Source organism: Bradyrhizobium sp. CCBAU 53338, assembly GCF_015291665.1.
GTDB lineage: Bacteria > Pseudomonadota > Alphaproteobacteria > Rhizobiales > Xanthobacteraceae > Bradyrhizobium.
The window spans coordinates 6,826,250-6,852,964 of record NZ_CP030048.1; the positions used below are offsets into that span (position 1 = coordinate 6,826,250).

The window sequence follows — 26,715 nt, forward strand, 5'->3', positions numbered from 1 at the left end:
GCGAACGCAGGTAAGTGCGATGGTGGCGGGTCTCGCCCTCGGGATGTCTGTTGCAGTGACGGCGCCAGCACAGGCGCAGGCCAAGATCCAGATCGGCTGCACCGCGACCTCGGCGATGGTCGCGATCGACGAAGGCATCTTTAGAAAGCATGGGCTGGACGTCGAGATGACGCCGATCGCGATCAATTCCAATATCCCGGCGGCAATCCTGTCGAACTCGATTCAGATCGGCGGCCCCACCTCGACCGTCTTCCTGCAGGCCGTCGACGGCGGCCTCGACCTCGTCGCGATCGCCGGCGCCTCGGTCATGAACCAGACCTCGAACACCGCGATCGCCGCCTTCGTCCGAAACGGCATCACCATCAAGGAGCCGAAGGACTTCGTCGGCAAGAAGGTCGGCGCACCCGGCCTGAATGCCTTTCTCCATGTGCTGTTCGTGAAATGGCTCGTGGAGAAAGGCGTCGATCCCAAAAGCGTCAATTTCGTCGAGGTCACCTTCCCGACCATGGCCGACATCATCAAATCAGGCAGTGTCGATGCCGTGCTCACCGCCGAGCCGTTCGTCACGCGCATGACCAATGCGGGGCTCGGCTCGGTCGGCGCGCGGTACGGCGCCGAGCTCGGCCGCACCGATCCGATCATCTTCTACGCAGCGTCCCGCGACTGGGCGGAGAAAAACGCGGCGACCGTGAAGAAATTCCGCGAGGCCATCGCGGAGGCGGCCGCAATCGTCAACAGTGATCGCGAGAAGGCCTCCGCCGCGATCGCCAAGTTCACCAAGCAGCCGCTCGAACTCGTCAAGTCGACGCCGCCGAACCAGTCCGAGCCGAACCTCAAGGCAGAAAACCTCACCTGGTGGATCGAGGTGATGTCGTCGCAGAAGATGCTGCAATCGAAGCTCGATACCGCCAAACTCGTGCTGAATTGAAGGACAAGGACGATGCCTGCTCCCGAGCGCACTCTCGAACGCCCGCCGACTGAAGCCGGCACCTTGAGCGAGCGCGCCGCAAGCCTCATCGAACAGGACATCCTGGCCGGAGATCTCGCACCGGGATCGCGGCTCGGCATCGTCGATCTCGTGCAGCGCTACGAGATCGGCGCCACGCCGTTGCGCGAAGGCCTGTCGCGGCTGATGTCGCGCGGCCTGATCGTCGGCATCGGCCAGCGCGGCTTTCGCGTCGCCGAGGTCAGCCGCGAGGATCTCGCCGACATCACCTGCATGCGGACGGCGGTCGAGATCGAGGCCGTCAGGCTCGCCGTCCTCCATGGCGACGTCGCCTGGGAGGCCGGCATCATCAGCGCGCTGCATCAGATGCGCCGGCATATCGAGCGAACCGGCAACGAGTTCCGCGAAGGCGCGGCCGATTTCGACCGGCTGCACAAGGGCTTTCACACCGCGCTGCTCGCGGCCTGCGGCTCGCAGCGCATGCTGGCCGCCCATTCCGACCTCTACGACCAGGCCTATCGCTATCGCCGCGTCATGATGGGTGCGATCGACAGCGGCGAGGGGTTCATCCGGAGTCACCAGACGCTCGCCGACCATGTGCTCGCCCGCGACGTGCCCGCCGCGCAAAAGATGCTGGCGGCGCATCTGCACTCGACCATCGATTTCGTCTATCCGCAGGCCGGCGGGGAGCAATCATGACCGTCGCTGCCAGGATCATTGAGGCCCGCGCCGCGCGGCGGCAAGAGACGCTGATCGCGTTCAACGCTGCGACGCTGCGGCTCGGCGGCAAGACCATCATCGAGAATCTCGACCTTCAGGTGCGGCCGGGCGAATTCCTCTGCATCGTCGGCGCCTCCGGCTGCGGCAAGACCACGGCCTTGCGGCTCGCCGCTGGCCTCTATCGCCCCACCAGCGGCGCCGTGACCTTCGACGGCGAGGAGATCACCGCGCCGCGCCGCGAGGTCGCGATCGTGTTCCAGGATTACGGCAAGGCGCTGTTGCCGTGGCGGACCGCGGCCGGAAACATCTCGCTGGCGCTGGAAGCTTCTCGTGTGCCGGCGCGCGAGCGCAACGCTCGCATCGAGGCGCTGCTGCGCAAGGTGGGCCTGCCCGGCCATGCCGACAAATATCCGACCGAAATGTCGGGAGGCATGCAGCAGCGCCTGCAGATCGCGCGCTGCCTCGCACAGGAGCCGACGACGCTGCTGATGGACGAACCGTTCGGCGCGCTCGATGCGATGACGCGCCAGGGCTTGCAGGACGAAGTCCTGTCGCTGACGCAGGCAAGCCAGACGACCGTGATCTTCGTGACCCACGACCTCGACGAGGCGATCTATCTCGGCGACCGTGTCATTGGCCTGCTGCCGCATCCGGGCCGGATCGGGATCGAGCTCGATGTCGACCTGCCGCGTCCGCGCGACCAGCTCGCCACCCGCGAGCATCCCGAATTCCTGCGGCTGCGCCGGCAATTGTTCGACTTCATCAAGGCGACCGAACATTGAACCTCGATCGCACGAGGCCCTTGCTGCTGCCGCTGGCGCTGATGCTGGCGTTCGAGCTCTGGGCGCGCCTCACCCATCTGCAAAGCGACAGCCTGGCTCCGCCGAGCGCGATCCTCGCGGCCTTGGCCGCAGCGTTGGCCGATCTATCGATTCCGATCGCGACCCGCGACACGCTGTTCGCCGCCTTTGCGGGCCTGGCGATCGGCAGCGCGATCGGGCTTTCGCTCGGCATTGCCTTCGGCATATCGCGTCCCCTCGACCGGCTGATGGAGGTCACGGTCGAGGCGATCCGCCCGATCCCCTCGATCGCGCTGCTGCCGATTGCGCTGATCGCGCTCGGCTTCGGCTACCGCATGGAGATCGTGATCGTGGCCTTCGCCTGCGTCTGGCCGATGCTGATCATGACGCGCAGCGCGGTGCGCAGCATCGAGCCGCGCTTGATGGAGGTGTCGCGCGCGCTGCGGCTGAGCGCGACACAACGGATCACAGAGATCGTGATCCCGGCAGCACTGCCGCGGATCTTCGTCGCCTTCCGCCTGTCGGCCGGCATCGCCCTGATCGTCGCCGTCACCGTCGAGATCGCCATCAATCCGATCGGGCTCGGCGCCGGCATCATGCTGGCGCAGCAGGCCCTGCGCGCCGACCTGATGCTGGCCTATCTGCTGTGGATCGGCGTAATCGGCTATGCACTGAACATCCTGTTGATTGCGGCCCAGCGCCGCCTGTTCGGCCGCGCCGCGGTTGCCGGAGACAATCCGTGAACCGCGCGGCGATCCTCTGGCGTGTCGCAAGCGTCGTCGTCGCGGCCGGCTTCATCGCGACGTGGCAGCTCATTGCCAATCTGAAGCTGGTCTCGCCGGTGTTCCTGCCCGGTCCTGACAAGGCCTGGGCCGCGCTGATTCGCGGCTTTTCGAGCGGCGATCTCGCCAGCAAGCTGATCGGCACGCTCGAGCACATGGCCTACGGCTGGCTCGCCGCCTCGATCGCCGGCATCGCGCTCGGCGCGCTGATCGGATCCTCAAGGATGATGCGGGCCTATGTCGCGCCGTCGCTGGAATTCCTGCGGCCCCTGCCGGTCTCGGCGATCATCCCTGTCGCAATCGCGATGCTCGGACTGACGCAAGGCATGGCGCTGTTCGTCATCGCTTTCGGCGCGATCTGGCCGATCATGCTCGCAACCATTCACGGCTTTGCCGCAGTCGAGCCGCGACTCTACGAGGTCGCCCGCTCGTTGCAGATGTCGCGCGCCGCAATCATCGGCAAGATCGCCTTGCCCTCGGCATTGCCCGACATCCTCGCAGGCATGCGGCTCAGCCTGACGGTCGCGCTGATCCTCTCGGTGGTCTGCGAGATCCTGGCCGGACTCGACGGCCTTGGTCAGTGGGTCCTGCTTTCGGCACGCGCGTTCCGCTCGGCCGACCTCTTCGCCGGCGTCATCCTGCTCGGTGCGACCGGATATCTGACGTCGATTGCGGTGTCGCTCGTCGAGCAGCGGCTCCTCGCCTGGCAAACCGCGGCGAGGTAGTGCGATCACATCGCCCAAAACAAAAATGGCCCGCATCAAGCGGGCCATTTTCGTCTCGGAACCGGTGAAGTCCGAATTTGGTTGCGGGGATAGGATTTGAACCTATGACCTTCAGGTTATGAGCCTGACGAGCTACCGGGCTGCTCCACCCCGCGTTAAACTGTTGCGCGCCTTCGCAGATCAGCCGGGGACGGTGGATTGAGGGCCGACGCGGTTCGCGTGGCTTGCTTCTCCCGTCCCGAAGGCTTCCCTGGAAGGCAACCCCGGGCGAAGCCCGTCGGGTGCGAGGGGTATGTACCAACCCGAACCGGCTTTGGAAAGGGCCGCAGGGACGTTTTTTTCGACTTTATGACAGGTTGCGGGCACCGATTCCGGCCAATTCGCCACGCACTTGCCAGAAGTTCCACAAACCGCCAGCTTGCGGCAACAAAACAGCGGCGAAACGCCTGATGGGGAGGAGCGCCATGGACAACGTTGTGGACCGCCCCGTGGCGAGCGCCGCACTTTCCGCGCTCACGGACAGCTTCCAGGCCATGGTCGCGCGCTCGCGGACCGAACCGGCGCCTGATTGCGCCGCGCGGCTCCACCGGTTGGCGCGGCTGCGCGCATTGGTCGCCGACAACGAGGAGCGTTTCCGGCAGGCGATCTCGGCCGATTTCGGCCACCGCTCGGCGGTCGAGACCACCATCGCCGAGGCGATGATGGTGTTCTCCGAGATCCGGCATGCATCGAAACATCTGAAAGCCTGGATGGCGCCGCATCGCGTGGCGACTGCGCTGCAATTTCTCCCCGCGCGCAACCGGCTGATCCCGCAGCCGCTCGGCGTCGTCGGCATCATTGCGCCCTGGAACTATCCGCTGCAGCTCACGCTCGCGCCCGCGATCGGCGCCATCGCCGCGGGCAACCGCGTCATCATCAAGCCGAGCGAGCTGGTCCCGCACTTTTCCGCGCTGTTGAAGGAGACGGTTGCCGAAAGGTTCGACGCAACGGAGCTGCTCGTTACCGGCGTCGGGGACGAGGTCGCAAAAGGTTTCGCACACCTGCCGTTCGATCACCTCGTCTTCACCGGCTCGACCCGGGTCGGGCGGCTGGTCGCGGAAGCCGCAGGGCGCAATCTCACACCTGTCACGCTCGAACTCGGCGGCAAGTCGCCGGCGATCATCGATGCCTCCGCCGATCTGGACGAAGCGGCCGAGCGCATCGCCTATGGCAAGCTGCTCAACGCCGGACAGACCTGCATCGCGCCTGATTATGTGCTGGTGCCGGAACGTTCGTTGCAGGCCTTCGCCGAAAAAGTGCGCGCGCAGATGCGGCGCATGTTCGGCGCCGATCCCGCCAACGAGGACTACACCTCGATCATTTCCGACCGGCACTATGCACGGCTCGAAGCGCTGGTCGCCGACGCCGCGCAGCGCGGCGCCAAGATCCTGCAACCGGCGGGGGCTGACGATCCCAACTGGAAGTCACACCGCAAATTCCCGCCGACGCTGATCCTCGGCGCGACCGAAGACATGGCGGCGATGCAGGAGGAGATCTTCGGCCCGGTGCTGCCGGTGCTCGGTACTCGCGATCCCGCTGACGCGATCGCCTTCGTGAACCGGCGCGACCGTCCGCTGGCGCTGTACTGGTTCGGCAAAGACCACCACGCGCGCGATGAGATGCTGGCACGCACCATCTCGGGTGGCGTCACCATCAACGACTGCCTGTTTCACTTCGCGCAGATCAACCAGCCGATGGGCGGCGTCGGCGCTTCGGGCACCGGCGCCTATCACGGCGAGTGGGGCTTCAGAACGTTCAGCAAGCTGAAGCCGGTGTTCTATCGCTCCAAATTCAATCGTCTCGCCGATCTCTACCCGCCCTATGGCGGCAAGATCGCGCGGCTGGAGAAGATGATGCGGTTCATGTCGTAAGGACGGTCGTTCCGGGGCGCGAAGCGAACCCGGAAGGACAATCAGGGGGAAACATCAGTGACTGACACATTCGATTTCATCGTCGTGGGCGCAGGCTCGGGCGGTTGCGCGGTCGCAGGAAGACTTTCCGAGGATGCGGCAACGTCAGTGGCGCTGCTCGATGCCGGAGGCAAGAACGACAGCTGGCGGATCACCACGCCGTTCGGGCTCGCGCTGCCGTACCAGGCGGCCAACTGGGCCTTCGATACCGTGCCGCAAAAGGGATTGAACGGCCGCATCGGCTATCAACCGCGCGGCAAGGGCCTCGGCGGCTCCTCGGCGATCAACGCGATGGTCTATATCCGCGGCCACAAATGGGACTACGACCACTGGGCCTCGCTCGGCAATGCCGGCTGGTCGTACGCCGACGTGCTGCCTTATTTCAAGCGCTCGGAGAACAACAGCGACTTCGACGGCGCCTATCACGGCAAGGACGGCCCGCTGCATGTCAACAGGCTGCGCTCGGACAATCCGATCCATGAGATCTTCCACCAGGCCGCGCGCGAGGCGCAGTTCCGCATTCGCGAGGACTTCAATGAAGAGGACCACGAAGGGCTCGGCAGCTATCAGGTGACGCAGCACAAGGGCGAGCGCTGGAGCGCCGCACGCGCCTATGTACAGCCGCACATGGATAAGCGCGCCAATCTGCGCGTCGAGACCGGGGCGCCGGCGACGAAGATCCTGTTCGAAGGCGGGCGTGCGGTCGGCATCGAATATGTGCAAGGCAAGCAAAAGAAGCAGCTGCGCGCGCGCCGCGAGGTGATCCTTGCCGGCGGCGCCTTCCAGTCACCGCAACTCCTGATGCTGTCGGGCGTCGGTGAGGGCGAGGCACTTGGCAAGCATGGAATCAACGTCACGCATCATCTGCCGGGCGTCGGTCGCAATCTGCAGGACCATCCGGATTTCGTGTTCGTCTACGCCTCCGACTATCCGCACTTCGTTCACGCCTCGCTTGGCCGGGTGCCATCGCTGCTCCGCGCCATCCAGCGCTATCGGAAGGAGCGGCGCGGCCTGATGACCACCAATTTCGCCGAATGCGGCGGCTTCCTCAAGACACGGCCCGACCTCGACGTGCCCGACATCCAGCTGCACTTCGTCATCGCGATGCTCGACGACCACGGCCGCAAGAAGCACAAGGAGGCAGGCTTCTCGTGCCATGTCTGCCTGCTCAGGCCGAAGAGCCGCGGCAGCGTCTGGCTGAAGAACGCCGATCCGCTCGCGGCGCCGATGATCGATCCGAACTTCTTGGGGGAGGAAGAGGATCTCGAATCGATGGTTGCGGGCTTCAAGACCACGCGACGGCTGATGGAGACGCCCGCGCTGCGCGCATTGCAGAAGAAGGACATGTTCACGTCCGGCGTGCACACCGACGACGACATCCGCGCCATCCTGCGCAATCGCGTCGACACGGTCTATCACCCCGTCGGCACCTGCAAGATGGGCGCCGATGCGATGGCCGTGGTCGATCCGAAGCTGAAAGTGCATGGCGTTGAGGCCTTGCGCGTCGTCGACGCCTCGATCATGCCGACGCTGATCGGCGGCAACACCAATGCGCCCGCCATCATGATCGGGGAGAAGGCGGCGGACATGATCCGGGCGGAGGTGCGGGCGTGAGGCGGCGCTGTCTCCACATTGTCGTCCCGGCCTTCGTCGGGCTGACAACCAAAAGTTGCCTTTATCGCTGACGTTGAATAGTCATGGAATGGGCGCAGTATTTGAGCCTCTGGAGCAAAAAATACAGACGATTTTAGCGATCTGAAACCGAACGACCGGTTCGCCGTTCATTCGTTCCATTGGCAGGGTTTCGCGCATGAACAGTTTCGATCTCGCCGTCTATGCGGCGCTCGCAATTGCGATCGGCTTCGGTTTCCGGACCGGTCTGCTCGGCAGCGCCATGACCATCCTCGCTTATCTGCTCGCCGCCCCCATCGCTGTCGCGCTGATGCCGCTGATCGTGCCCCAGGTCGCCGCCAATCCGAACGCGCCGCTGTTTCAGAACTGGATCTGGTTCTTCGGCATCTTCCTGGTCGTCGGCATGTTGTTCGGATATCTCGGCCGCCTCGCGCTGAGCGACACGATCCGCGACGCCGGGATCGGCGACCGCCTCGGCGGCGCCGCGCTCGGCGCCATCAGGGTCGGGCTCGTCGCCACGACGCTGGTGCTGGTGTTCGACCAGATCGTGCCGCCGAACCGGCAGCCGCCGTTCCTGGCCGGCTCGCATCTGCGGCCGCTGTTCTCGATGGTCGGGCAGATGGGCTTCAAATCGCTGCCGCCGGAGGCCGCGGCCGCGATCGACCGCCTGAAGCAGGAGCGGCGAATCTAACCCGCGCATTTGCATCGCCGCGCCGCGCGCCATGCATTTTGACGCGGGCCTGTCCCTTATCAGGGCCGCCGAGGTTGGCTAGAGTGCCGGCCATCCAAAACCTGCCTGCTATTTTCGGGAGTGAAACTGTGGATCTTGGGATCAAAGGCCGCCGCGCCATCGTCTGCGCATCCAGCAAGGGCTTGGGGCGCGCTTGCGCCATCTCGCTGGCCGAAGCCGGTGTCGACGTCACGCTGACCGCGCGCGGCGCCGAAGCGCTGAAGAAGACGGCCGACGACATCCGCAAGGCCTATCCCGGCGTGAAGGTCACCGAAATCGTCGGCGACATCACCACGCCCGCCGGCCGCGAGGCCGTGCTGAAAGCCTGCCCCGAGCCCGATATCCTGATCAACAACGCCGGCGGCCCGCCGCCCGGCGATTTCCGCAACTGGACCCGCGACGACTGGATCAAGGCGATCGATGCCAACATGCTGACGCCGATCGAGCTGATCAAGGCGACCGTCGACGGCATGATGGCGCGCAAGTTCGGCCGCATCGTCAACATCACCTCGGCCGCGGTGAAAGCGCCCATCGACATCCTCGGCCTCTCCAACGGCGCACGCGCCGGCCTCACCGGCTTCATCGCCGGCCTGTCGCGCAAGACCGTGATCAACAACGTCACCATCAACGGCCTCTTGCCGGGCCCGTTCGAGACCGACCGCCTGACCGGCACCGCGAAGGCCGAGGCCGACAAGCGCGGCACGACGCCCGAGCAGATTCTGGCCGAGCGCGCAAAACTCAATCCGGCCGGCCGCTTCGGCCAGCCCGACGAGTTCGGCTATGCCTGCGCATTCCTGTGCGGTGCCAAGGCGGGCTTCATCACCGGACAGAACATCTTGCTCGATGGTGGTGCGTTCCCGGGCACGCTGTGAAGGCAGTCTGGTACGAGCAGACAGGACCGGCGGCGGACGTTCTCACCTATGGTGAGATGCCAACGCCGGTCGCGGGTCCGGGCGAAGTCCGCATTCGCCTGGAGGCCTCCGGCGTCAATCCGGCCGATGTCGGTCGTCGCGGCGGAAGCTACCGCACGATGGAGTTTGCGCGCGTCATTCCGAACAGCGACGGCGCGGGATTCGTCGACCAGATCGGCGACGGCGTGACGCGCTTCAAGATCAGCGATCGGGTCTGGCTGTTCAACGGTCAGCGCAACGGCCGCGCCTTCGGCACGGCCGCGGAATATATCGCGCTCGCCGAGAAGCTGGTGACGCCGCTGCCGGACGATCTCTCCTTCGCGGAAGGCGCGACGCTCGGCATCCCGGGGATGACCGCGTGGTGCTCGCTGTTTGCGGGCGGGCCGCTCGTCGGCAAGACCGTGCTGGTCACCGGCGGCGCCGGTGCGGTCGGCCATTATGCGGTGCAGCTCGCCAAATGGGGCGGCGCCCGGGTGATCGCGACGGTCAGTTCGGCGATGAAGGGCGAGCAGGCCAGGCGCGCGGGCGCCGATCTCGTGATCAACTACAAGCACGAGGACGTCGTCGCCAAGGCGATGGCCTTCACCGGCGGGCGCGGGGTCGACCGCGTGGTCGAGGTCGATTTCGGCGGCAACATCGCGACGACGCTGAAGCTGATGGCGGTGAACTCCACCATTGCCGTCTACGCCACCAACGGCAATCGCACGCCAACGCTGCCAATGCGCGAGCTGATGGAAAAGTGTATCAACCTGCAATCGCTCGTGCTGTTCGCGCTGCCGCCGGCGCTGCTCGCAGCGGCACAAGCCGACATGACAAAGTGGCTATTGGCGGGTCAGCGGATTCACAATGTCGCGGCGCAGTTCGCGCTGTCGGATACTGCGCAGGCCCATCTTGCCGTGGAGAGGGGCGACAAGCTCGGTACCGTGATCGTCGACTGCGCTCGATAGCTACGACACAGGCGTGGTCCGCTCGCCGCTCCAGTCGATGCCGAGTTCGTCCATGCCGTCGGCGAGCAGATCGCCCAGCATCGGCTCGCCGAGCAGATATTGCACCACCTCGCGCCTCGGCGCCTTGTACTCGCTGCGCGCCTCGATGGCGCGGGCGCGCAGGTCGTCCCACTCGTCGACATCGCCGTCGCCGCGACCGAGCCACATCAGCGTGACCAGGTCGAGCTGCTCGTCCTCGTTCAGCGCCCGGATGAAGCCGGATAGCTCGGCCGCGACCGGATCGGAATTGGTGTCCTCCAGCACGTCGATCTCGTCGTCATCGGAGGGGTTGGAGCCTGAATCCGGATCCGATCCCGATTCCTTGACGTCGAATTCACGCGCCTTCTCGATGATGAAGGCGACCTTGTCGGCGGAAATCGCTAGCTCTGGCATGGGCTCCCCCTGCTCGTCGTTCGGGTTGGTCCGGGTTTCCTCGATAACGCAACATCGCGACAGATGATCCATTGCGCCCGGAGGCGGAAAGTGCGCATCTTTCGCCGCCAGTTATCCCGGTCATTCCGGGCGTGACGAAATCACGACCCCGGAATGACGGGGAGGACACAAGCAAGAAAATGGGGGCACGTCCCATGCATTGGAAGATCGGCAAGGTCAAAATCACCAAGGTGGTGGAGATGGAGACGGTCGGCTCGACCCGCTTCATTCTGCCTCTGGCGAGCAATGACGAGATCCGGAAGCTGCCCTGGCTGATCCCTCATTTCGCCACCGAGGAAGGCCGGCTGAAAATGTCGATCCATTCGCTGGTGGTGGAGACGCCCTCGCGCCGGATCGTGGTCGACACCGGGCTCGGCAACGACAAGCAGGGCCGCAACGTCCCGACCTGGAATAACCGCAACACACCGTTCCTGGAGATGATGGCGGCGGCGGGTTTTCCGCCTGAAAGCATCGACACCGTGCTGTGCACCCATCTTCACGTCGACCACGTCGGCTGGAATACGAAGCTCGTCGGCGGCAAATGGGTGCCGGCCTTCCCGAAGGCCCGTTACGTGTTCGGCCGCACCGAATACGAGCACTGGCGCGACCACTCGTCCGAGCCGGACAAGCTGGCCGTCTTCAGCGATTCCGTGAAGCCGATCGTCGATGCCGACCGTGCCGATCTGATCCCGAGCGATCACCGCCTCGGCGAGCACATCAGCATGATCCCGACGCCCGGCCACAGCCCGGGCCATATGAGCATTTTGATCCAGTCGGACGGCGAGCAGGGTCTCTTGACCGGCGACGTCGCCCATCACCCCTGCCAGATGGCGCATCTTGGCTGGTCCTCCACCGCGGATTCGGACCAGGCGCAGTCGGCCGCCACACGGCGCGAGCTGTTCGACCGGTTTGCCGATACGCCGACTCTGGTGGTCGGCGGGCATTTCTCGGCCGGGCATATCCGGCGGGAGGGCGATGCGTTCAGGTTTGTGGCGCTGCAATCATAGGGTTTGCGGGCCGTCACCTCACGGCGGAAGGGCTGCATTGCGCTCCTTTTTCGGCGGTTGAATTTCCCGCCGCGCTGTTCCATGAAGCTATTTAACCGATCAGTCCATCCCAAGGGAGAAACGAGAATGAAGCTTGTTCGTTACGGCGAAAAGGGTGCGGAAAAGCCCGGCCTGATCGACAAATCCGGCCAGTTGCGCGACCTCTCGGCGCATGTGAAGGACCTCACCGGCGAGGCCTATTCGCCGGAATCTCTAAAGAAGCTCGCGGCCATCGATCCGGCCTCGCTGCCGGCCGTCTCCGGCAAGCCGCGCTTCGGCGCCCCCGTCACCGGCATCTCGAAATTCGTCGCGATCGGCCTCAACTACAGCGACCACGCCAAGGAGACCGGCGCCGCCATTCCGACCGAGCCGATCATCTTCATGAAGGCCAACACGTCGCTGTCCGGCCCGAACGATAACGTCGAGAAGCCGCGCGGCTCGACCAAGCTCGACTGGGAAGTCGAGATCGCCGCGATCATCGGCACCCGCGCCAAGTACGTCTCGGAAGCCGATGCGCTGAACTACGTCGCCGGCTATTGCGTCTGCAACGACGTGTCCGAGCGCAACTTCCAGACCGAGCGCCTGGGCCAGTGGACCAAGGGCAAATCGCACGACACGTTCGGCCCGGTCGGACCTTGGCTTGCGACCAAGGACGAGATCAAGGACGTGCAGAACCTCTCGATGTGGCTCGACGTCAATGGTCAGCGCCGCCAGACGGGCTCGACCAAGACGATGATCTTCTCGATGGCCAAGTGCATCTCCTACGTCTCGCAGTTCATGACCCTGCTGCCGGGCGACATCATCACTACGGGCACCCCGCCCGGCGTCGGCCTCGGCATGAAGCCGCCGACCTTCCTCAACGTCGGCGACGTCGTGACGCTCGGCATCGAAGGCCTCGGCGAGCAACGCCAGGAGATCGTGGCGGCGTAAGCTGCCGCGACTTCCGCCCTCTCCCCGTCATTGCGAGCGAAGCGAGGCAATCTGGAGATCGTCCTGCGGAGACAGTCCGGATTGGCTTCGCTCCTCGCAATGACGAAAACCAACTTCCGGTCACCCCGTAGGACACTCCCATGAAACTCTCCTTCTCCGCTGCCTCGCCCTTCGCCCGCAAGGTGCGCATCGCCGCGATCGAGCTCGGGCTGATCGACAAGATCGAGTTCACGCCGGCGACCGTCGCTCCGGGCACGGTGAACGAGGACTATTCGAAGATCACGCCGCTGAAGAAGCTGCCGGTGCTGATCACCAATGACGGCGACGTGATTTTGGACTCCTACGTCATCGTCGAATATCTCAACGAGATGGCCGGCGGCAGCCTTATCCCGGACTACGGTCCGCGGCGCTGGAAGGCGAAGACCAATCATTCGCTCATCAATGGCATGCTCGATTCCATGCTGCTGTGCCGCTACGAAAAGATGGTGCGACCGCAGGGCCTGCAATGGCAGGCGTGGTCGGACGACCACTGGAACCGGGCATGGACCGGCATGGCGCGGTTCGAGAACATGCCTGAGGTGCTGAACGGCCCGTTCGACATCTCGCAGATCGGCCTCGTCTGCGTGCTCGGCTATGCGGACTTCCGCTTCGCCGATTGCGGCTGGCGCAAGGCCTATCCGAAACTCGACGCCTTCCATCAGAAGATGCTCGAGCGGCCCTCGGTCAAGATCTCGGTGCCACCAGCCGCATAACAACTGGAGTTCTCATGAGCCTGAAGTTCTCGGTCGGCGATCTCATCATCCATCGCGTCATCGAGCAGGAAACCTCGTTCGTCCCGGCACTGGAGATGCTGCCGGGACTGACGCCGGAGGTGCTGGCCGAGAACCGGGACTGGATGCGGCAAGCCAAGGCACTGGACGATCAGGACGTGTTGATGCTGGCGTTCCAGTCCTATGTGGTGAAGACGCCGCACCACACCATTTTGATCGACAGTTGCATCGGCAACGACAAGCCGCGCCCCAATCGCCCGAAATGGAACATGAAGACCGACGATACTTATCTGCGCGCGCTCAATGGCGCCGGCGTCTCGGTCGACGACATCGACTTCGTGATGTGCACGCATCTGCATGTCGATCACGTCGGCTGGAACACGCGGCTGGAGAACGGCCGCTGGGTGCCGACCTTCCCCAAGGCACGTTACGTGTTCACCAGGCAGGAATACGACCACTGGTTCTCGGAGAATGCAAAGACGGAGATCCCGCCTTTCGCCGACAGCGTGCTGCCGGTCGTCGAGGCCAACAGGCACGAGCTCGTCGGCAACGATCACCAGATCGGCGATCATGTCCGCATCGTGCCGACGCCGGGCCACACGCCGGGTCACGTCGCCATCGCGATGGGACGCGGCAAGGACGACGCGGTGTTTTCCGGCGATCTGATGCACTCGCCGCTGCAGACGCTTTATCCTGAGCTGTCGATCAAGTTCGACGTCGATCCGGCCAAGGCGGCGACGACACGCCGCGGCTTTCTCGAACGCTATTGCGGCACCGACACGCTGTGCTGCACCGCGCATTTCCCTTCGCCCTCGGTGGGGAAGATCAAGCGCAAGGGCAGCGCATTCGTGTGTGCGGCCGTTTAGTGAGATGTCGTAGATTCCCTCGAATAGAGCGACACGATGGCATCACTCACCGACATCCCCCTTCCCGCCGGCATCCGCTCACGATATGTCGACGGCATCAACGGCTTGCGCATGCATGTGCTGGAGGCCGGTTTCGAGACCAATGGGCGCCCCTGCATCCTGCTGCTGCACGGGTTTCCCGAGCTCGCCTTCTCCTGGCGCAAAGTGATGCCGGCGCTCGCGGCTGCGGGCTATCACGTGCTCGCACCCGACCAGCGCGGCTATGGCCGCACCACGGGATGGACCGCTGACTACGACGGCGATCTCACGCCATTCTCGCTGCTCAATCTGGTTCGCGATGCGCTCGCGCTGGTGTCGGCATTCGGCTACAGGCAGGTCGACCTCGCCGGACATGATTTCGGCAGCCCGGTCGCCGCCTGGTGCGCCCTGATCCGGCCCGACGTGTTTCGTTCGGTGACGTTGATGAGCGCGCCGTTCGGCGGGGCGCCGCCGCTGCCGTTCAATACGGTCGATGCGCCGGCAACGCCGCCAGCCGAAGACCCTGTCCATCGCGAGCTCGCCGCGCTGCCGCGCCCGCGCAAGCACTATCAATGGTACTATTCGACACGGCCGGCCAATGCCGACATGGTCGACGCGCCGCAGGGCCTGCATGATTTCCTGCGCGCCTATTATCATCACAAGAGCGCGGACTGGACCGACAACAACCCCACTCCGCTGAAATCCTGGTCGGCGGGCGAGCTCGCAAAACTGCCGACCTATTACGTGATGGACCTCGACGAGACCATGGCCGAGACGGTCGCGAAGGAGATGCCGTCGGCCGCCGCGATCGCCGCCAACCAATGGCTGCCGGACAGCGATCTCGCCTATTACGCCGCCGAATATGGCCGCACCGGATTCCAGGGCGGGTTGCAATGGTATCGCTACGGCACGACGGGCATTCTCAACAGCGAGATGCAGTTGTTCTCGGGCCGCAGCATCGACGTGCCCTCGTGCTTCATCTCGGGCAAGCAGGATTGGGGCACCTACCAGCGGCCCGGCGTGTTCGAGGCGATGCAGGGGGGCGGCTGCACCAACATGCTCGGCTGCCATCTCGTCGACCGCGCCGGCCATTGGGTGCAGCAGGAGCAGCCTGCCGAGGTCAGCCGGTTGCTGCTCGGCTTTCTCGAACAGGCTGCACGGCATCGGTAGCATCAGGCCGGAAGGCAGGAACGTTCCTCCCTGCGACGCGTTGCCGCCATTGGGCAATGTGCACATAGGAGGAGATTCCCTGATGGAGAAGAAGATCGCCGGACTGTTGGGAGCGGTGGCGGCGCTCGGCACATTGGCCGGCGCGCAAGCCACGCCGTCGGACGTGCTGAAGGCAAGTTCCTACGCAGATTTGCTGGAACCCATTCCGAATGCAGCTCGTACGCTGCAGGCGCTCGATGAGCAGGCTCCGGCGAATTCAGCCGAAGCCAACGTCCAGGTGGCCCAATTCTACTACCACCATCACCACCATCATCATCATCACGGCTACTGGCACCATCACCATCATCATGGCTATTGGCGCGGTGGCGTCGTGGTGGTTCCGCGGCGGCGGTATCACCACCATCACCACCATCATCACCACCACCATGGTTTATATTACTATCGGTAGCGGTTACCGAGGATCACGTTGAAGCGCCGGGCGCCCCGCCCGGCGTTTCTCTTTGACCTTCAGCCTTGTCTGGCTTTGTCCTTGGCTGCGCGATGCAGGTGCCTGTAGGTGCCATCGAACACCGTGTCGGTCGATGAGGTCCATTCGGTCCCGGCCGAGAGCGCAGGCCGATTCGCATGGATCCGGCGCGACTGGAGCTCCCGCTCGGCCGCCTCTTCCTCACTCATCGGCTCGAGTTCGAACTTCGCCTCTTCGGGAATGACGATGATCTGGGCGAACGGCTCGCCCGGCCGGAAGATGTGCGTGCGTCCCTCGGCCGGCGACTTGAACACGCAAAAGAAGACCATCGGCCACCAGTTGCGGATCAAGGCCGGCACGGCAACCGGAACGGTGTCCGTCCGGTCAACGTAGAAGCGCGGATGCGGCTCGGTGCGGATCGCCATGCCCTTCTCAACCTTGAGGTCGAGCAGGAGCTGATAGGTGTAGAAGCCGTCGCCGAAGTTGCGAAACGGCGGCCACTGCACCCCACTCTCGGGCGCCGGTCCCCAATCACCCTCCAGCTCGAGCTTGCCGTCGCGGGTGCTGACATGCAGCTCATTGTCGTAGGGATAGAACAGCTCGATGCCGTACTGCGCGCCTTCCGAGAACGGCACGCAGTGCCAGACCTGTTCATGCGAACCGTTTGCACGCGGCTCGCGCGGCCCCGCCCATCCGGGAATCTCGAGCTTTGTCCTCCGCGGGGCCAGGCGCGGTGCATTGAAGCGATATTTGACCTTGTCCATGGCACTCCCCTCCGCGTCTCGGCACGGTCATTCGAACGGCTGTTCCCGGACTTCGGTTCCATCCAAGTCGCCGCATTGCGGGGGCGAATTGACCTGCTCTGACGGATACCCTATGTAATTTAGAACCGTTCTAAGTTACGTTGATGGGGCTCTCCGTGAAGAACTTTGCCGATTTGACCGAGCGCGAGGTGCTTGCGGTCGCGATCTCCTCCGAGGAGCAGGACAGCCGCATCTACATGACCTTCGCCGAGGATTTGCGAGAGCGCTATCCGGATACGGCCAAGATCTTCGAGGAGATGGCGGAGGAGGAGCGCGGCCACCGGCATCGCCTGCTCCAGCTCTTTGAAGAGCGTTTCGGCCCGCATCTGCCGCCGATCCGCCGCGAGGACGTCAAGGGCTTTCTGCGCCGGCGCCCGATCTGGCTGACCAAGAACCTGCCACTCGACACGATCCGGAAAGAAGTCGAGACCATGGAGCTCGAGGCTGAGCGCTTTTACGCGCGCGCCGCCGAGCAGGCAAAGGATGTCGGCGTGCGCCGCCTGCTGGGCGATCTCGCCGAGGAAGAAAAGCATCACGAGAACCGCGCAGTCGCTCTGACCGACGAGATCCTCAAGCCCGACGTGCGCGAGGAAGAAGACCGCACGCGTCGGCGGATGTTCGTGCTTCAATATGTGCAACCCGGCCTCGCCGGCCTGATGGACGGCTCGGTCTCGACGCTGGCGCCGCTGTTCGCGGCGGCGTTCGCCACCCACCAGAACTGGCAGACTTTTCTCGTCGGCCTTGCCGCCTCGATCGGCGCCGGCATCAGCATGGGCTTTGCAGAGGCGCTGTCCGACGACGGCTCGCTGACGGGGCGCGGCTCGCCCTGGCTGCGCGGCATCACCTGTGGCGCGATGACGACGCTGGGCGGCCTCGGCCACACCATGCCCTATCTCGTACCAGACGCATGGCCCAACGCCTTCTGGATCGCGACCGGTATCGCCGGCCTCGTCGTGTTCTTCGAATTGTGGGCGATCGCCTTCATCCGCGCCCGCTACATGGACACGCCGTTCCTCCAGGCGGTGTTCCAGATCGTGCTCGGTGGCGCGATCGTGCTGGCGGTGGGAATATTGATCGGGGCGGCGTAGGTGGCGGCGATGAAGGAACGTCGCTCGCTCGCCGCAGCAGGCCTTGGGGCTGCATTGAGCCTCGCGGCCGTCGGCAGAGCCGCGCATGCGACCGACGAAATTCAAGTCTACAACGCCGGGATCGCCGAGGTGGGCCAATTCACGATCCAGCAGCATCTGAACGACGTCGCGCTCGGTCAGAAGAATCCGCCCTTTCCCGGGGGGCTCGCCTCACATCACAGCCTGAACGGCACCCCGGAATTCGCCTACGGCGTGACCGACTGGTGGGAGGTCGGGCTGTATCTACCGTTCTCGGTCCAGGACGAGCGCTTCTATTCGGACGCCTTCAAGCTGCGAACGCTGTTCGTTTCGCCGCACGCCGAACAACGCAATTTTTTCTACGGCGTGAACTTCGAATTCAGCAACGAGACACCGCCATTCTCCCAGTCCCGCTTCTCGATGGAGATTCGCCCGATCATCGGGATGCGAAACAGCGACTACGAGTTCATCGTCAATCCGATCGTCGACATCCATTTCGGGAAATTTGCTGAACAGCACTTCACGCCGGCGGCGCGTATCGCACGCAGGTTCGGGGACGACCTGTTCGCAGGATTCGAGTACTACAGCGACCTCGGCCAGATCGGCAGTTTCGACAAGCTTGCGGACCAGCAGCACACGTTGTTTGCCGTCACCGACTTCAAGGCCGGTGTGTTCGATGTGAACTTTGGCGTCGGCTACGGGTTAACGCCGGCGTCCGACCGGCTGGTGGTGAAGACCATCATCGGCTACGCCTTCCCCGTGCCGGGACAGAAGCCGGACGGCAACACGCGCATGGGCAGCGGGCCCGTCAATCCGTTCACCCATGCCGCGACGCGGGGCTTCCAGCCCTGATCGGCACGGCATTCAATGGCAGGAGCCTCATGACCAACCGTCTTCAATACGGCACGCCAGCCAAGATCTTCCACTGGCTCATCGTCGCGCTGCTTGCCGTGCAATATCCGATCGGCTGGCTGATGCCGGATCTCCACCGCGACATGCGTCCGGGTGCCGGCATGACGTTTCATGTCTCGATCGGGATCACGGTTCTGGCGCTGACGGCACTCCGCCTCGCCTGGCGTGTCACCCATCCCGTCGCGCCCGAGAGCTCGCTGCCCGCCTGGCAGCGCATCTCGTCGGAGGCCATTCACTGGCTGCTCTACGCGCTGGTGCTGGCGACGACGATTTCGGGTTGGCTGTTTGCGTCCTTTCGCGGATGGTCGCTGTCTTTCTTCTATCTCGTGCCGCTGCCAATGCTGGCATCTGGCAACGCAGCGGCCGGCAGAACCATCGACGGCCTCCACCAGGCGATGGAATGGGCGCTGCTCGTCACCATCGCGGTTCATGTCGCCGCCGCGCTCGCGCATATCTTCGTCTATCGCGACCGTGTGATGCAGCGAATGCTACCCGGATAAAGACCAGGGCAGATCAACCGCGATCAAACGGCGGTTGCGGCATCGGCTAAAACTGCGCATCATCCCACAAGTGAAGCGCAGGAGCATGTCGTGGCGAAGTCGGAATGGAGTTTCAAGAGCGCGGTCGAGCTGTCGGCCGCGTTGACGGCAAGGAAGGTCTCCGCCGTCGAGCTCGCGCAGGATGCGATCGACCGCATCGAGCGTCACGACGACAAGATCAACGCGATCTGCGTCCGGGATTTCGATCGTGCGCTGAGCGCCGCCCGTGACGCGGATGCGGCATTGGCCCGCGGCGAGCGCAGGCCGCTGCTCGGCCTGCCGATGACGGTGAAGGAATCCTACAACATCGCCGGCCTGCCCACGACCTGGGGCAATCCTGCGCAGAGAGATTTCATCGCCAAGGACGACTCGCTGCCGGTGGCGCGGGTGAAGGACGCCGGCACCGTCGTGCTCGGCAAGACCAACGTGCCGCTCGCGCTCGCCGACTGGCAGAGCTACAACGACATCTACGGCACCACCAACAATCCCTATGATCTCGGCCGCACGCCGGGCGGCTCGTCCGGCGGCTCTTCCGCGGCGCTCGCCGCGGGCTATGGCCCGCTGTCGATCGGCTCGGACATCGGCGGCTCGCTGCGCGTGCCGGCGTTCCATTGCGGCGTCTATGCGCACAAGCCGACCTTCAACTTGGTCGCCATGCGCGGGCATGTCGCGCCGCCGGCGCCGCCGCTGCCGTTCGAGCGCGATCTCTCGGTGATCGGTCCGATGGCGCGGAGCGCTGCCGACCTCGCGCTGCTGCTCGAGGTCATGGCCGGCCCCGATCCGATCGAGGCGGGCGTCGCCTACAGGCTCGATCTCCCCGCGGCGCGACATGCCGCGTTCAGGGATTTTCGTGTGCTGGTGATCGACACCGATCCGCTGCTGCCGACCGACACGGCCGTGCGTGGCACCATCAACACGCTCGCCGACAATCTGGCCAAGGCTGGCGTCAAGATCGAACGCAGCAGCCCGCTGCTGCCTGACTTCGCGGCCTCGTCGCGGCTCTATATGCGCATGCTGCTGTCGTTCCTGGCGGCCAGCTTTGCACCTGATGTCTATGCCGGCGCCAAGGCGGCCGCCGCGGCCCTGCCGGAAGGCGACAACAGCCTCGCCGCGGAAAGATTGCGCGGCATCTCGCTGAGCCATCGCGACTGGGTGGTGGCGAACGCCGGACGCACCCGGTTGCGCGCGCAATGGCGCGAGCTGTTCAAGACGTATGACGCGGTGATCTGCCCGGTCATGCCGACGCCGGCCTATCCCCACGATCACTCGGACGACCAGGAGCAGCGCCGCATCAAGATCGACGGCGAGGAGTATGTCTATCCCGACCAGCTCGCCTGGCCCGGCATCGCGACGCTCCCCGGCCTGCCCTCGACCGCGATCCCATCAGGCTTCGCACCCGATGGGTTGCCGGTCGGCGTACAGATCGTCGGCCCGTGGCTGGAGGACCGCACGCCGCTCAAGCTTGCCGAGCTGATCGAGCGCGAATTCGGCGGATTCGTGCCGCCGAAGATGTTTGACGATTGAAGGCCTCATCCCAGGGAGAGGAAGCACCATGAACCAGGACCTCGAACAGCTCACCGCACTCAACCGCGACTACGTCGCATCCGTGCAGAACTGCGACGTCAAGCGCTTCGACGAGATCCTGGCGCCGGAATTCTATTGCTCCAATCCCGACAAGACACTGGTCGACCGCGCCGCCTTCCTGGAGCAGACGGCACGGCCGATCGCGATCCGCAATCTGCACGCATTCGACGTCGTCATCCGCATCATGGGCGATTTCGCCATCATCCACGCGGCGACGAGCTACACCACCGCGGACGGCCAACAGGCGACCGGGCGCTATACCGATTGCTGGGCGAAGAAGAACGGGACGTGGCTGACCGTGTCGGCGCACGTGTCGCGGTGAGGCTTCCTGCCTCTCCTCGCAAAGGGCGGGGAGAGGCGAAAACGCTCAGCTATCAAACACGATTACACTGCGCAGCGTCTTGCCGGCTTTCATGTTGGCAAAACCCTCGTTGATCTCGCTGAGCTTCAGCTTGGCCGAGATCCAATCCTCCAGATGCAGCCGGCCACGCAGGTAGAAATCGACCAGGCGCGGCATGTCGACGCGGAAATGGTTCGAGCCCATCGACGAGCCCTGGATCCGCCGCTCGCGCAGGAAGTCGAAGCCGTGCAGCTCGATCTTCTGCCCGAACGGGATCATGCCGACGATGGTGGCGGTGCCGCCCGAGGTGAGCATGGCGAAGGCCTGCTCCGCCGTCTCCTTGCGGCCAAGCACCTCGAACGAATGCTGCACGCCGCCATTGGTGAGATCGCGCACCTGCTTCACGACGTCGCCGTCGGCGGGGTTGATGATGTCGGTCGCGCCCAGCTTGGTTGCGAGCTGGAGCTTTGCCGGATTGGTGTCGATGGCGATGATGCGGCCGGCGCCGGCGATCTGCGCGCCGTTGATCGCGGCCATGCCGACGCCGCCGCAGCCGATCACCGCCACGGTCTCGCCCGCCGTCACCTTCGCCGTGTTCACGACTGCGCCATAACCGGTGATGACGCCGCAACCGATCAGCGCCGCGAGATCGAGCGGCATTTCCTTGCGGATTTTGACGATGGCGTTTTCGTGCACCAGCATCTGCTCGGCAAAGGACGAGAGGTTGAGAAACTGGTTCAGCTTCTCCGGCCTGTTCCACTGCATCCGGTTGGATGCACCCGGCAGCATCTTCACCGTCGTGTCGGTGCAGAGCACGGTGCGGCCCGTGGTGCAATTGTCGCAGGTGCCGCAGAACACTGAGAGACACGTCACGACGTGGTCACCCGGCTTCACGTAGGTGACGTCGGAGCCGACCTGCTCGACGATGCCGGCGGACTCGTGCCCGAGCACCGCGGGCAGCGGATGCGGATAGAGGCCTTCCATGAAGTGCAGGTCGGAGTGGCAGAGGCCGGCCACCGCGGTGCGGATCAGGACCTCGCGCGGGCCGGGTTTGGGCAGGCTGACATCCTCAATGACCAGCGGCTTGTTGACTTCATGGAGGACGGCGGCCTTCATCGAGCACTCCCTATCACGTTTTTTGTTCGAGCGTGGCGCGCAGCCTACGCTGCCAGAACCAGTTCGCCAACCTCGCTCATGCCGGCGGCGCGATCGCCGAGCAGCAGCACTGCGATCCTTGCCTGCACGGCATTTTCCGTCAGCCGGAACGGATCGCTCGGCGACACCCGGTGATCGATCACCAGCCGCGACAGCAGCAGCCGGCGCGCATCGCCGCGCATCTCGTGGATGCGGTGCGCCTCCCAGGCCAGCGCGACCGCACTGGCGACATGATAGAGCAAGCTCGTCGCGCGGCGCGCATCGGCCTCATTCTCGGACCTGCCGGCGACCTCGCGCGCGAATCCGACCGCCCGATCCACGAGGCCGCGCAGATTGTCGCGCCAGGCCTGCGGCACCGACGCGCTGTCATCCAGCCGGGCATGCAGATCGGCAGCGAGCGCGGACTCGGCACCGTGGCGACCAACGGCACGCCTGAGCGCATCGATGGCCACGATGTTGCCGGTGCCTTCCCAGACCGAGCCGAGATGCGCGTCGCGCAGCAGGCGCGGGGTCGCGAATTCTTCGATATAACCGATGCCGCCCCGCATCTCGAGCGCATCTCCGCAGACCTTTCGCGCATCGCGCGTGGCGCGGAATTTCAGCGTCGGTGTCAGGATGCGCAGCAGCGCCGCCGCATCCTGGCTGCCCGCCTCCGCGCGGTCGAGCGCATCGGCGGTGAGAAAGCTCATCGAGAGCGCCTGCTCGACCGGCAACATGATCTTCAGCATCTGCCTTCGGCCGAGCGGCAAATCGATGATGCGGTTGCCGAACACGACGCGGTTCTTCGCCACCGTCATCGCGTCGTGATAGGCGCGGCGCATCAGCGCGGTGGATTTGACGCCGTTGGACAGCCGCGACGAGTTCACCATCTCGGCCATCTGCACGAAGCCGCGATCGAGCTTGCCGACGGCATAGGCGATCGCGCCTTCGAGCTTGATCTCGCCCGAGGCCATCGAGCGGGTGCCGAGCTTGTCCTTCAGGCGCACGATCCGGTAGTGGTTCTGCGAGCCGTCGTCGAGGAAGCGCGGCATCAGGAACAGGCCGACGCCGCGCGTGCCGGGGCCGGCGCCTTCAGGACGCGCCAGCAGCATCACGACTTTCGCATCGGCATTCGAGCAGAACCATTTTTCGCCGTAAAGGCGCCAATGGTCGCCCTCCTGCACCGCGCGCGTGGTCAGCGTGCCGACGTCGGAGCCACCTTCCTTCTCGGTCATGAACTGGCCGCCTTGCGTCAGCCTGCTCATGTCGGTCGAGGTCAGGCCCTCGAGATATTTCGCCTTCAGCGCCTCACTACCGAAATTCGCCAGCAGCTTGGCGCAACCGTCGGTGACGTTGATCGGACAGCCCATGCCGAATTCGGTCTGGTTGAACAGGAAGGTGAAGGCGTGTTTTGCCACGACCGGATATTTGTCGGGCCAGCCCATGATGCCCTTGCGGATCGAGAGCGCGTGGATGCCGAACTCGCCGAACGCGGCGTTCTCCAGCTCGCGATAGGCCGGGTGATATTCGACCGACTGCACGTCGCGGCCGAACTTGTCGCGCTGGTGCAGCACCGGCGTGTGCCGGTCGGCGAGGCGCGCGCATTCGTCGAGCCGGCCGCCGGCGAGTTCGCCGAGACGATCGAGATGCGGCTCGATGTGGCGGAACAGCGTGTCGGACAGATGAATGCGCAGGAGGTCCGTCAGCGCCTGATCGGCGCGGTAGAAATTCATGCCCGACGTATCCGGGGCCAGCAGACCTGAAGGTGCGGCAGCGACATCTTTGGGCTGCGCTGTGACCGGCTTGTGCATCATCGTCCTCTTCGTTTCCGCCCGACGGCAATTCTTAGCGCTTGCCGGTTGAGATGATGTCGATCATGCTCCCATCGCGAGACGCGTTAAAGCCGCAAATTGTCAGGGAGGCATGATCGCCGTGAAGGTGCAATTCGCTCTGCGGAATTCTGATCGGCAGGCCATGTATCCCGGCTGGTTGTCCGCGCCGCGGATGCCTAGATCAACGGTTTCCCGTCCTAAGAGATCTCCCCATGGAACATCCGAAATACAAGATCGCCCTCATCGTCGGCGCCGGCGAAGGCCTGAGCGCCTCGCTGGCGCGGCTGCTTTCCAAGCAAGGTATCCGCGTCGCGCTGGCCGCGCGCAAGATCGAGAAGCTGGGCGCGCTCTGCAGCGAGGCAGGCGCCAAGGCCTATGCCTGCAACGCCACCGATCCTGAGGAGGTCGAGCGGCTGTTTGGCCTCGTCGAGCGCGAGATCGGCACGCCCGACCTCGTCGTCTACAACGCCAGCGGCCGTTCGCGCGGGCCGCTCGTCGACCTGGTCCCGGCCGATGTCGCCAATGCAATCGCGGTCAGCGCCTATGGCGGCTTCCTGGTCGCACAGCAGGCGGCAAGGCGCATGCTGCCGAACCAGCACGGCGCGATCCTGTTCACCGGCGCGTCAGCGAGCGTCAAGGGCTATGCGCAGTCCGCTCCGTTCGCGATGGGCAAGTTCGCGCTGCGCGGGCTGGCGCAAAGCATGGCGCGCGAATTGTCGCCGCAGGGCATCCATGTCGCACATTTCGTCATCGACGGCGGCATCCGCAGCGCAGTACGGACCGAACCTGGCGATAAGCCGGATTCGATGCTCGATCCCGATGCGATCGCGGAGAGCTATTGGAACGTATTGCAGCAGCCGCGCAGCGCGTGGAGCTGGGAGCTGGAGCTACGGCCCTGGGTGGAGAAGTTTTGAGTTAAGTCCGTCGTTCCGGGGCGGCTCGAAGAGCCGAACCCGGAATCTCGAGATTCCGGGGTCGATGCTTCGCATCGCCCCGGAATGACAACAAGAACCGAGGAGCGAGCATGACCACGGAAACCACCGTCGATACCGGCACCAATGAACTGCTCTGCGTCATCCGCGACCGGGTCGCCGTCATCACGCTGAACCGGCCGGAGGCGCGCAATTCGCTTTCTGACACGCTGACGCCGGCGCTGCGCACGATGATCCGCAGCTGCGGCGAGAGCCGCGACGTCGGCGCGCTCTTGATCACCGGCGCGGGCGAAGCTTTTTGCGCCGGCGGCAACGTCAAGGGCATGGGCGCACATCGCGATCCCAAAAAGCTGGAGATGTCGCTCGAAGACCGCGTCGCCGATCTCCAGGAACGACAGCGGCTGCTCACCGGCGCGCTGGTATCGGTGCGCAAGCCGACCATCGCCGCTCTCCCCGGCCCCGCGGTCGGTGCGGGGCTTGCCCTTGCCATGGCCTGCGATATCCGCATCGCCGCGCAATCGGCTTTCGTTGCCACCGGCTATGCCCGCATCGCGTTGTCCGGCGATTACGGCATCGCCTGGCTGCTGACCCGCCTCATCGGCACTGCGCGGGCGCGCGAGCTGCTGTTCACCGGCGACCGCGTCGATGCGGCGCGCGCCGAAGCCATCGGCCTCGTCAACCGCGTCGTGCCCGACGACAAGCTGCAGGCCGAAGCTTTCGCGCTAGCAAAATCACTTGCCGAAGGTCCGCGCCTGGCGCTGCGATACATGAAGGATAATCTCGACGAGGCCTTGCAATTCGACTTCGAGACCGCCAGGGACCACGAGGCCGAGCGGCTGGTCCGCCTGACCACGACAGCGGATCACAAGGAGGCTGTGCAGGCCTTCATCGAGAAGCGGAAAGCCGTGTTCACCGGGAAGTAGGCGCGCGGCTCGTGAAGGCAAAAAAAGCCCGGCACTGGTTTGGCCGGGCTTGGAGTGGTGTCAGGCCGAGGCTGAGGGGCTATCGGCCTGACGGGAAAGGGCGGCGAGGCGCCAGCTCGCACAGGGAATGTCCTTTGGTGCGACGTGGATCTCCTTGTCGAAGCGGATCAGCTTCCAGTCGTCTGGATGGTTCACGAAGGCGAAGCCCGACTTGCGTGCAAGCGAGATCATGGTTTCGTTGGAGCGCAGCGTGTCGCCGAAGATGTGCTCGGCGCCGAGCGCAGCGGCGCGGCATTCGAGATTCTTCATCAGCGCAGTCGCGATGCCGTGGCCTTGCCAGCGATCGTCGACCGACAGGCCGAATTCGAGCGTCGAGGTCTCCGCGTGGAAAGCGTAGCGCGCCTCGGCAACGATGGTCTCGAAGCCATCGACCATCTTGGTCGCGACCACGGTAAAACGCTCGCGCTCGCCGACCGCGAGGAAATCGCTCAGCAGTGCTTTCGGCAACTCGCTGAGGGCGCCGAAGAAACGGTTGTAGCGGGAGCGGGTCGTGAGCGAGCGGAAATAGTGTTGAAGCTCCTCGGTGTAACCAGGCTCGACGAAGCGAACGTTGACCGCCTCTCCGCCGCGGGTGCGCAGCATATCGGAATATTGCTTGAGGTCTTCGAGCCGATAGGTGCTCATGACACGAGCCCAATAGAGTGCAATGGAACAAGGGACCGCCGGCGCCC

The 26,715-nt window shown here is 64.6% G+C and carries 28 protein-coding genes and 1 tRNA gene; 23 read left to right on the forward strand and 6 right to left on the reverse strand.

The window, feature by feature from the left end:
• The first annotated feature begins 19 nt into the window (after positions 1–19).
• Genes XH90_RS32130 through XH90_RS32150 form a run of 5 tightly spaced genes read left to right on the forward strand, consistent with a single transcriptional unit; the run spans position 20 to position 3,973 of the window.
• The gene (locus tag XH90_RS32130) at positions 20–928 is read left to right on the forward strand and encodes an ABC transporter substrate-binding protein (RefSeq protein ID WP_194482881.1); all 909 of its coding nucleotides are present in this window, start codon (positions 20–22) and stop codon (positions 926–928) included.
• Between the two features lie 12 nt (positions 929–940).
• Entirely contained in the window at positions 941–1,645 is a 705-nt protein-coding gene (locus tag XH90_RS32135; RefSeq protein WP_194478235.1) for a GntR family transcriptional regulator, read from the forward strand.
• Entirely contained in the window at positions 1,642–2,448 is an 807-nt protein-coding gene (locus XH90_RS32140; protein WP_194478236.1) for an ABC transporter ATP-binding protein, read from the forward strand. The genes XH90_RS32135 and XH90_RS32140 overlap by 4 nt, the downstream gene beginning before the upstream one ends.
• A complete protein-coding gene (locus XH90_RS32145; RefSeq protein ID WP_194478237.1) occupies positions 2,445–3,209 on the forward strand; it encodes an ABC transporter permease in 765 nt (254 codons plus the stop codon). The genes XH90_RS32140 and XH90_RS32145 overlap by 4 nt, the downstream gene beginning before the upstream one ends.
• Positions 3,206–3,973, forward strand: coding sequence for an ABC transporter permease (locus XH90_RS32150; RefSeq protein ID WP_194478238.1), 768 nt, complete (start codon positions 3,206–3,208; stop codon positions 3,971–3,973). Before XH90_RS32145 ends, XH90_RS32150 begins: the two co-directional genes overlap by 4 nt.
• A gap of 78 nt (positions 3,974–4,051) precedes the next feature.
• On the opposite strand, the gene XH90_RS32155 is transcribed toward XH90_RS32150, so the two are convergent.
• A tRNA-Met gene (locus XH90_RS32155) sits at positions 4,052–4,128 on the reverse strand.
• A gap of 309 nt (positions 4,129–4,437) precedes the next feature.
• Here XH90_RS32155 and XH90_RS32160 point away from each other — a divergent pair.
• The 5 genes from XH90_RS32160 (at position 4,438) to XH90_RS32180 (ending at position 10,142) form a co-directional block, all read left to right on the forward strand.
• Positions 4,438–5,883: a coniferyl aldehyde dehydrogenase gene (locus XH90_RS32160; RefSeq protein ID WP_194478239.1), complete on the forward strand. Its 1,446-nt coding sequence runs from the start codon at positions 4,438–4,440 to the stop codon at positions 5,881–5,883.
• Positions 5,884–5,940: 57 nt separating this feature from the next.
• Positions 5,941–7,536, forward strand: coding sequence for a GMC family oxidoreductase (locus XH90_RS32165; protein ID WP_194478240.1), 1,596 nt, complete (start codon positions 5,941–5,943; stop codon positions 7,534–7,536).
• A gap of 196 nt (positions 7,537–7,732) precedes the next feature.
• Complete coding sequence (locus tag XH90_RS32170; protein ID WP_194478241.1) at positions 7,733–8,245, forward strand: CvpA family protein; 513 nt, start codon at positions 7,733–7,735, stop codon at positions 8,243–8,245.
• A 128-nt stretch (positions 8,246–8,373) separates the two neighbouring features.
• The gene (locus XH90_RS32175) at positions 8,374–9,156 is read left to right on the forward strand and encodes an SDR family oxidoreductase (RefSeq protein WP_194478242.1); all 783 of its coding nucleotides are present in this window, start codon (positions 8,374–8,376) and stop codon (positions 9,154–9,156) included.
• Positions 9,153–10,142 carry an NADPH:quinone reductase gene (locus XH90_RS32180; RefSeq protein ID WP_194478243.1) on the forward strand — a complete coding sequence of 330 codons (990 nt, stop codon included), beginning with the start codon at positions 9,153–9,155 and terminating at the stop codon, positions 10,140–10,142. The genes XH90_RS32175 and XH90_RS32180 overlap by 4 nt, the downstream gene beginning before the upstream one ends.
• On the opposite strand, the gene XH90_RS32185 is transcribed toward XH90_RS32180, so the two are convergent.
• Positions 10,143–10,574: a DUF3775 domain-containing protein gene (locus XH90_RS32185; protein WP_194478244.1), complete on the reverse strand. Its 432-nt coding sequence runs from the start codon at positions 10,572–10,574 to the stop codon at positions 10,143–10,145.
• Between the two features lie 194 nt (positions 10,575–10,768).
• On the opposite strand from XH90_RS32185, the gene XH90_RS32190 reads away from it, so the two are divergent.
• The 6 genes from XH90_RS32190 (at position 10,769) to XH90_RS32215 (ending at position 15,861) form a co-directional block, all read left to right on the forward strand.
• Positions 10,769–11,620, forward strand: coding sequence for an MBL fold metallo-hydrolase (locus tag XH90_RS32190; protein ID WP_194478245.1), 852 nt, complete (start codon positions 10,769–10,771; stop codon positions 11,618–11,620).
• A gap of 126 nt (positions 11,621–11,746) precedes the next feature.
• A complete protein-coding gene (locus XH90_RS32195) occupies positions 11,747–12,589 on the forward strand; it encodes a fumarylacetoacetate hydrolase family protein (protein ID WP_194478246.1) in 843 nt (280 codons plus the stop codon).
• 140 nt (positions 12,590–12,729) lie between these two features.
• Positions 12,730–13,341 (forward strand): glutathione S-transferase family protein, encoded by a 612-nt coding sequence (locus tag XH90_RS32200; protein WP_194478247.1) that lies wholly within the window; start codon positions 12,730–12,732, stop codon positions 13,339–13,341.
• 14 nt (positions 13,342–13,355) lie between these two features.
• A complete protein-coding gene (locus XH90_RS32205; protein ID WP_194478248.1) occupies positions 13,356–14,225 on the forward strand; it encodes an MBL fold metallo-hydrolase in 870 nt (289 codons plus the stop codon).
• A 36-nt stretch (positions 14,226–14,261) separates the two neighbouring features.
• Complete coding sequence (locus XH90_RS32210) at positions 14,262–15,413, forward strand: alpha/beta hydrolase (RefSeq protein WP_194478249.1); 1,152 nt, start codon at positions 14,262–14,264, stop codon at positions 15,411–15,413.
• A gap of 82 nt (positions 15,414–15,495) precedes the next feature.
• Complete coding sequence (locus tag XH90_RS32215) at positions 15,496–15,861, forward strand: hypothetical protein (RefSeq protein ID WP_194478250.1); 366 nt, start codon at positions 15,496–15,498, stop codon at positions 15,859–15,861.
• Between the two features lie 59 nt (positions 15,862–15,920).
• On the opposite strand, the gene XH90_RS32220 is transcribed toward XH90_RS32215, so the two are convergent.
• The gene (locus tag XH90_RS32220; RefSeq protein WP_194478251.1) at positions 15,921–16,643 is read right to left on the reverse strand and encodes a hypothetical protein; all 723 of its coding nucleotides are present in this window, start codon (positions 16,641–16,643) and stop codon (positions 15,921–15,923) included.
• Between the two features lie 155 nt (positions 16,644–16,798).
• Between XH90_RS32220 and mbfA the strand changes: the two genes are divergently transcribed.
• From mbfA to XH90_RS32245, 5 genes are all read left to right on the forward strand, one after another.
• Positions 16,799–17,770 (forward strand): iron exporter MbfA, encoded by a 972-nt coding sequence (mbfA, locus tag XH90_RS32225; RefSeq protein ID WP_194478252.1) that lies wholly within the window; start codon positions 16,799–16,801, stop codon positions 17,768–17,770.
• A gap of 9 nt (positions 17,771–17,779) precedes the next feature.
• Entirely contained in the window at positions 17,780–18,640 is an 861-nt protein-coding gene (locus tag XH90_RS32230; RefSeq protein WP_194482882.1) for a hypothetical protein, read from the forward strand.
• 29 nt (positions 18,641–18,669) lie between these two features.
• Positions 18,670–19,200 carry a cytochrome b gene (locus XH90_RS32235; protein WP_194478253.1) on the forward strand — a complete coding sequence of 177 codons (531 nt, stop codon included), beginning with the start codon at positions 18,670–18,672 and terminating at the stop codon, positions 19,198–19,200.
• Between the two features lie 90 nt (positions 19,201–19,290).
• Positions 19,291–20,763, forward strand: a complete 1,473-nt coding sequence (locus tag XH90_RS32240) for an amidase (RefSeq protein WP_194478254.1) — start codon at positions 19,291–19,293, stop codon at positions 20,761–20,763.
• Positions 20,764–20,791: 28 nt separating this feature from the next.
• The gene (locus XH90_RS32245) at positions 20,792–21,145 is read left to right on the forward strand and encodes a nuclear transport factor 2 family protein (protein ID WP_194478255.1); all 354 of its coding nucleotides are present in this window, start codon (positions 20,792–20,794) and stop codon (positions 21,143–21,145) included.
• A gap of 45 nt (positions 21,146–21,190) precedes the next feature.
• Here the strand turns inward: XH90_RS32245 and XH90_RS32250 are convergent, their stop codons facing one another.
• Positions 21,191–22,279 carry a Zn-dependent alcohol dehydrogenase gene (locus XH90_RS32250; RefSeq protein WP_194478256.1) on the reverse strand — a complete coding sequence of 363 codons (1,089 nt, stop codon included), beginning with the start codon at positions 22,277–22,279 and terminating at the stop codon, positions 21,191–21,193.
• A gap of 44 nt (positions 22,280–22,323) precedes the next feature.
• The gene (locus XH90_RS32255) at positions 22,324–24,108 is read right to left on the reverse strand and encodes an acyl-CoA dehydrogenase family protein (protein ID WP_194482883.1); all 1,785 of its coding nucleotides are present in this window, start codon (positions 24,106–24,108) and stop codon (positions 22,324–22,326) included.
• A 233-nt stretch (positions 24,109–24,341) separates the two neighbouring features.
• On the opposite strand from XH90_RS32255, the gene XH90_RS32260 reads away from it, so the two are divergent.
• Both XH90_RS32260 and XH90_RS32265 read left to right on the forward strand, forming a co-directional pair.
• The gene (locus XH90_RS32260) at positions 24,342–25,043 is read left to right on the forward strand and encodes an SDR family oxidoreductase (RefSeq protein WP_194478257.1); all 702 of its coding nucleotides are present in this window, start codon (positions 24,342–24,344) and stop codon (positions 25,041–25,043) included.
• A 110-nt stretch (positions 25,044–25,153) separates the two neighbouring features.
• Positions 25,154–25,984: an enoyl-CoA hydratase gene (locus XH90_RS32265; protein ID WP_194478258.1), complete on the forward strand. Its 831-nt coding sequence runs from the start codon at positions 25,154–25,156 to the stop codon at positions 25,982–25,984.
• A gap of 60 nt (positions 25,985–26,044) precedes the next feature.
• On the opposite strand, the gene XH90_RS32270 is transcribed toward XH90_RS32265, so the two are convergent.
• Positions 26,045–26,668: a GNAT family N-acetyltransferase gene (locus tag XH90_RS32270; protein ID WP_194478259.1), complete on the reverse strand. Its 624-nt coding sequence runs from the start codon at positions 26,666–26,668 to the stop codon at positions 26,045–26,047.
• Between the last annotated feature and the right edge of the window lie 47 nt (positions 26,669–26,715).